Source organism: Bacillus marasmi (assembly GCF_902168435.1).
Lineage (GTDB): Bacteria > Bacillota > Bacilli > Bacillales > Cytobacillaceae > Bacillus_BU > Bacillus_BU marasmi.
Genome location: NZ_LR656171.1, coordinates 223,325 through 229,789 on the forward strand (window position 1 = coordinate 223,325; position 6,465 = coordinate 229,789).

Consider the following 6,465-nt stretch of genomic DNA (forward strand, 5'->3'; position numbering starts at 1 on the left):
TAAATTAATATATAAATAGTATGCAATCTTATCCTTGGAAAAGCAAAATCTAGTATCTATGCGTCTATACCCATTTCTCGTACTAAAATAACCATAGGAACAGCTTTGCCATTAAGTAGCCGACCAATCCACAACAAGGGAATGTGAGCACCCAGGTCAGTACCATTTCACGGACAATGGCCAAATTGACATTCCTAATATTCTTTGCAGCGCCAACGCCCATAATCGCCGTTGTTTTTACATGTGTTGTTGAAACCGGGATACCGCTCACAGTTGAGAGTAATAGACACAATCCACCTGCAAAATCGGAAGAAAACCCTTGATATTTTTTTAATTTTACCATGTCCATACCGACAGATTTGATTATGCGCTGTCCTCCGATAGATGTTCCAAGACCCATAACCACTGCACAAAGGATCATGAGCCATATTGGAATGACGACTTCACCGGTTTGTGACTGCCCTTTCGCAAGAAACATTCCAAGCAAAAATACACCAATGAATTTTTGGCCATCCTGTGCCCCATGCATAAAAGCCATCCCGGCGGCGGACGTAATCTGAGCTTTTCCAAAAAAACTGCTCATTTGATGATACTTCATCCCACTGCAGATTAATCCAACCAGTTTTACGACCACATATCCCAGCACAAAGCCTAGTACTGTGGAAAGCCCTAAGCCGTAGAGGACCTTTATCCATTCACTGCCATTAATTCCAGAAAATCCACCCTGTAATGCGATTGCTGCTCCAGATAGCCCGGCAATTAATGCGTGACTCTCACTTGTAGGAATTCCAAATACCCATGCTGCCGTTGCCCAAAGTACAATCGCTGTCATAGCGGCACATAACGCGACTAATGCGTCATCAACATCACCATGGAAATCGACCATATTGTAAATTGTCTCTGCCACTTTCTGATTTACGACAGTCACAGCTATAACACCAAGTAAGTTAAACACAGCTGCCATTATGATTGCTGGTCTTGGCTTCATCGCACGAGTCGAAATACAGGTTGCAATTGCGTTCGGTGCATCCGTCCACCCATTGACAAGAATCACGCCCAAAGTAAGGATTGTCGTTACGCTCAGTGCTGGGTATACGCTTAATTCAGATATGAAATCGAGGATTGTTATTTCCATAATTTATGACTTCCCTGCAAACTCAATTTGGATGGCACCAATCGAATTTCAAGCATCATCATCATCTTCCTTCGGTTCAATTTTCATTTTTTCCGAGTTTTTATTATTGAAAATACCTCTATATTTCAGTTAGACAAATACTGCCCCCATCAACTTTGGGCACTCACCATTTTGCAATAAATTCCTTCACTTTGAAATTTCTCCATTTACATTCATAATCCTTGTGACTATTCTGTTAAATTTTCAGAAAAATGGGAAAGAATGGTCGCATCATTTTATCTAAGATGCCAACCGTTAGGGAATGGATAAAAAACATGATAATAGCGTCTTGAGAATACGATAGGTAAAAAGAAATGAAAAATGGAGTTGGAATGGAGGATTGTATGATACAAGTATCAGGGGTTACGTTTCAACTAGATGACAAGTGGCAGCTTGGGAATATTGAAAAATCGATTATTCGCTCGATGCAGCAGACACCTGTTAATTATTCTTATCATTCCATCGGTGAATTACTGTTTGAACTAAACGTACGGAAAAACATCATAAAGAGTGCAAAAGAGATGAATCAAAGTAAAGCTTTGTTTCGAAGCTTTAAAAGGGCACGCTGTAATCCTAAATACTGGCAACTAACAGCAGCGGGTGGATTTCTGTTAAAACCTGGTGTAAAACCCTCTGTAGCGATTCTAGATATCTTTCGGAACGGTTCACTTTATGCATTTGAATGCGCAACCGCTTCGATTATCATTTTTTACCATGCCGTATTATATAGTATTGGCAGCACACTATTTAATTCTCTGTTTCAAAATCTTTATCTTTATAGCTGGCACACTGACTCTGATCTTCAAATCATTACTAATTATTCAAATTATTTTATACCTGGCGATGTTGTTTACTTTAATAATCCTGACTATGAGCCAAGAACTCCATGGTTTAATGGACTTAGTGCTGTCCTTCTAAATGATGGAAAGTTCTTTGGACATGGGTTTTCCATCAGGACTGGAGATGAAATGATTAGACTTCTTAATACAAAGAGAAAATCCGACAGTGATCAATCTGCTTATTTAACGAGATTAGTGACAAGACCTTCTTTTACCCATCTAGCCAGTTTGGCAAGTCTACAAAGAGATTATCGAACAAATAAATTACAACATCATGTTGTGCACCATAACAAAAGCGCCATATCGAATGCCCAATATTTATATTATCTGGAATGAACTAAGACATACAATTTTTGCGGACATACCATCCGCTATTTTTGCTTAAATCAGCAATGTCGAGATGGCAGCGGACATTGGATCCTTTATTTGCACAAAAAATGGTTAACCATTCAAGATTTCGCCTAAATAAGGTATCTGGTGTCCGCAAATCTCTTCTTTGAAGGCTTTTTACGGCAAATAAGGAACTCTGTGTCCGTTCAAATCTTAGGCACACTTATGACATTAACCCATTTTATGTTAGACGGGCTCCATTTTCACCTTTAAGAGTATTCTATTGTTATAGAAATACTAAAACAAAGGGGAAATTTGAAAATGTATCCTAACGTAAACGCTATGCCAAATATGGGTCCAAATGTTGCGCCTATGCCGAATGTTGCACCAATGCCAAATGTTGCTCCAATGCCTACGTATACAGCTCCTGCTATGGATCATTGCTATCCAGCACCTGCTTATGCTTATTGTTGCCCTCCAGATAACTGCAATGATTTTGTCTTAATTGTTGTGTTGTTCATCTTATTAATCATTGTTGGGGCATGTGGTTATACCTTTTATAGAGATTAACTATCCCACATACTAAAAAAATCCTGTACAGCTTATGTTTGTACAGGATTTTTTTATAAAATAGTGACCAGTTCTTGCCGCCCCTAATAATATCAGGTACTATTCATCCTAATTTCATGAATCCTTCGAAATTTTTTCACCAATCGGAGTCAATAAGCTTATTCCGTTAGCTCCCATGCTGGATTCCAAACCACTTCCCAAACATGTTTGTCTGGATCTTGAAAATATCCAGAATATCCTCCCCAAAACGTTTCATGAGGTGGGACTACTATTGTCGCACCAGCCTCCTCAGCTTGCTTCATGACCATATCAACCTCTTCTTGACTACCAACATTATGACCAATCGTAAAATCAGTAGGACTAGCTGGAGTTACACCAAGTTTAGTGTCATAAGCAATATCCTTCCGATTCCAAAGGGCAAGTTTTAGTGAAGGTTGTAAATCGAAAAACGCGACAGCACCATGTTCGAACTCCTCGCCGATTATCCCTTCCGTCGATAACCCAAGTCCATCTCGGTAAAATTCCAATGATCTGTTCAAATCATCTACACCTAATGTAATGACAGAAATTCGTGGTTTCATAATTAATTCTCCTTGTAAGTGTTTTATCGAACTGGGCCATGAAACATTACTCGTGGAATTTTCCTCGGAACTGTTTCATTGAGCTCCTCCATGATACAAATCACCAGCATTTTTCATTAAAACTGTTTTACGGTCCCTTATCATTTCCATTATAACCACTTGTAACACAGAAAGTACCATAAACACCTTGTTTTTCACTCATCTAGCATTCACCCATAAACTAATTATGGGGTGATGATTGTGTTCCAACGAAATCAAATCGACAAAACTACGTATCATAAAAAATATTTTCGACCATCTTGCTTTCCAGCTCTCAATCTGAGGTTTGACACCTGGGAGTTCTTCGCACCATATTATGATAAAGCCTATGACCAATTTCAAATTCCGGCTGAATTGGCAAAAACCCCTGAGGACACCCTTCTGAACTATTTTAGTATTTTGCGAGAAGCTGCAAATTTACTTGGGCGACATTGTGGTTCAGTTGGTCAAGGAACTAGTCCTTTTCCAATTGCCTATAACTTTTTGTCAAAGGCTTATCAAAAAAAATTAAGCTACGAGCAATATGTTCATTCGTTTGCGGGAATTGGACATACAAGTTTGATCAAGCTTTGTAGAGTGCCAGATGACAGCGGTGGAATAAGATTCTTTTATGAAATTGAAACAATTGAGGGATTTGAGGGACAAAAAGCGGAATACTTTGGGTACTATTACGGATTTATTCAACTCATTCACGAGCAAGGCGGTTATCGAATTTCAGATATAAGTAAGATTGTGGAGGATTTTCTGTGCGCCCCATATCACGGCTGGGACCATGATGGGGAAAATGTGGTAGATATTAAATTTGGTGAGTGGTGTAAGTTAATCCAACAAAGATACCAAACTATAACAAATGGATATATTAAAAACATTTGCTTCCGTGGCCATAATGGGGCAGATTATTGCATTATTTTTTTCACTTTAACAAACGGAACCGATGTTGAAATCGCCCAATTTCGTAAAGCAGGTAGTCAGTCGTGGATACAAATACACATCAAGCCTGAAGAAGATTGTTTAGGACTAAAAAGGGAGTAATTTTTAAAATTTGCGAAGATAGATAGAAAGAAATGGATGAGGCTCTCCTAATGACAGGTCACCTAATCCATTTCTTTTTTGTAAAAATCCCAATATTTATGGCCTGATAAATATTCCTATCAAATTCAAAATTACACCCAAAATAATGAATATCATCGCTAACTTAGTTCTTTTTCTACCTTCATAACTTAATTCGCTAGAAATCTTATCACCAATGTTGATACTCCTAAAACTATTCCAAATTTGGTAAAACTGGAAAGTGGATAATAGAAACAAGATGATTGACAATAGTGATAGAATCATATGAAGGTCCATATTTCACTCCCCTTCATGAACTTATTTTTATTTTCAAAGAGAAATTTAACTAGTTGATATTTATACTATATCGTATAAATTGGGATACTTTTCCAAGAATAATCAATTCATTGTAATTTTTACCAAACTTATCATCAACTGCTCTTTTACTGCTCGCTTTCTCCATACCCATCTGGTGCAGGTATACCATGCTCAGCAGAACGACTAACCTCTTCCCACTCTTTCCATGAAGAAAGCCGTTTTTCTGTATTTTTAATGGCAATATCATAAACAAAGCTTCCCAAAATCAATCTGAGTGGTGGGTTCTCACAATTCACTAGTTTCATCAGAGCTTCTGCTGCTAGCTTCGGATCACTATCAACTGATTCGGTTGGATTTTGCTTAGCCAGCTCCTCACGTAATGAATCATACTCGTTATTCTGTGTGGCAAAACCCATTTTCAAATAAAGATTGGTCCAGTAACCTCCAGGTTCTACAATCGAAACCTTTACACCAAAATGAGCAGCTTCTTGTGCTAGCGCCTCGCTAAATCCTTCTAATGCAAACTTGCTAGCACTGTATACTCCCGACATCGGACCAGTTATCAACCCACCAATACTAGAGATTTGTATAATATGACCTGAATCTTGACTCCGCAAGTACGGCATAACGGCTTGCGTCACCCAAACAGCACCAAAGAAATTCGTTTCCATTTGAAACCTAACTTCATTCTCACTAAATTCCTCAATCATTCCTAGAACCATATTGCCGGCATTGTTTACGACAATATCAATTTTCCCAAAATGTTTAAAGGCCGTTTCCACTGTAGTAAAAACAGCATTACGATCCGTAACATCCAGTTTCAAAGGAAGTAACATTCCCTCAAATTGGCTTTTTAGAGCGTGCAACTTCTCAATATTTCTCGCAACACCAACAACCTGATCACCTGACTCTAATGCCTTCTTCGCAAATTCATAGCCTAGTCCACTGCTCGCACCTGTGATGAACCAAACTCGTGAATTTTCAACATGATTAACTGACATAGGATAGTCTCCTCCTTAAATGTTGATTTTTAGTACTTTTAAAACCCTAAAAAGAGCACAGGCAATCTGCCCATGCTCTAGAAGTTAAAAAATTTAATGGATTCATCTTTATTATTAAAATAACAACAATTTCTTGTTGTCCCCTGTTCAACGTATGTTTCAATGGATTTCTCACTTATTTTAAACGGAAAAGTAGGCGATTTCACCATAAACAAACGCAAAATAAAGGTTTCTATTAGAAGACAGATTTATCCTATTACTCTGAGCATAAGCAGAGCCTTTGAACGTATAAAATTATCGGTTCAAAGCTAGGATATCAATCATCAGGAAGCCTCCATTCCTCAATATAATTCCAGTATAACAAAGTTTCTGGGTGCCTGTCACCGCCCGGTTTTTCTTGTTTCACAGGTGTTTTGTGAAACAAGATTTTTCGGGCGGTGACAGCGTATAATGGTAAATAAGTCAACCACCCTTTTTCTTTAAAAAAGACCGATTTTAAGTAAAACCCCCATTTTCCATTTTTAGGAAGGTTCAACCATCACAGAAATTATTTTAGAGCTCCT

6 protein-coding genes are annotated in these 6,465 nt (G+C 38.1%); 3 read left to right on the plus strand and 3 right to left on the minus strand.

Going from position 1 to position 6,465, the window contains the following annotated elements; translation table 11 throughout:
• Positions 1 to 82: 82 nt before the first annotated feature.
• On the minus strand, positions 83 to 1,135 hold the full coding sequence (locus tag FXW34_RS12820; protein WP_147534397.1) for an inorganic phosphate transporter: 1,053 nt from the start codon (positions 1,133 to 1,135) through the stop codon (positions 83 to 85).
• A 383-nt stretch (positions 1,136 to 1,518) separates the two neighbouring features.
• On the opposite strand from FXW34_RS12820, the gene FXW34_RS12825 reads away from it, so the two are divergent.
• A complete protein-coding gene (locus tag FXW34_RS12825) occupies positions 1,519 to 2,349 on the plus strand; it encodes a protein-glutamine gamma-glutamyltransferase (RefSeq protein WP_147534398.1) in 831 nt (276 codons plus the stop codon).
• Positions 2,350 to 2,664: 315 nt separating this feature from the next.
• Positions 2,665 to 2,913, plus strand: a complete 249-nt coding sequence (locus FXW34_RS23370) for a YjcZ family sporulation protein (RefSeq protein WP_246141029.1) — start codon at positions 2,665 to 2,667, stop codon at positions 2,911 to 2,913.
• Positions 2,914 to 3,071: 158 nt separating this feature from the next.
• On the opposite strand, the gene FXW34_RS12835 is transcribed toward FXW34_RS23370, so the two are convergent.
• A complete protein-coding gene (locus tag FXW34_RS12835) occupies positions 3,072 to 3,494 on the minus strand; it encodes a VOC family protein (RefSeq protein WP_147534399.1) in 423 nt (140 codons plus the stop codon).
• 240 nt (positions 3,495 to 3,734) lie between these two features.
• On the opposite strand from FXW34_RS12835, the gene FXW34_RS12840 reads away from it, so the two are divergent.
• The gene (locus FXW34_RS12840; protein WP_147534400.1) at positions 3,735 to 4,565 is read left to right on the plus strand and encodes a hypothetical protein; all 831 of its coding nucleotides are present in this window, start codon (positions 3,735 to 3,737) and stop codon (positions 4,563 to 4,565) included.
• 461 nt (positions 4,566 to 5,026) lie between these two features.
• On the opposite strand, the gene FXW34_RS12845 is transcribed toward FXW34_RS12840, so the two are convergent.
• On the minus strand, positions 5,027 to 5,902 hold the full coding sequence (locus FXW34_RS12845; RefSeq protein WP_147534401.1) for an SDR family oxidoreductase: 876 nt from the start codon (positions 5,900 to 5,902) through the stop codon (positions 5,027 to 5,029).
• Positions 5,903 to 6,465 lie beyond the last annotated feature (563 nt).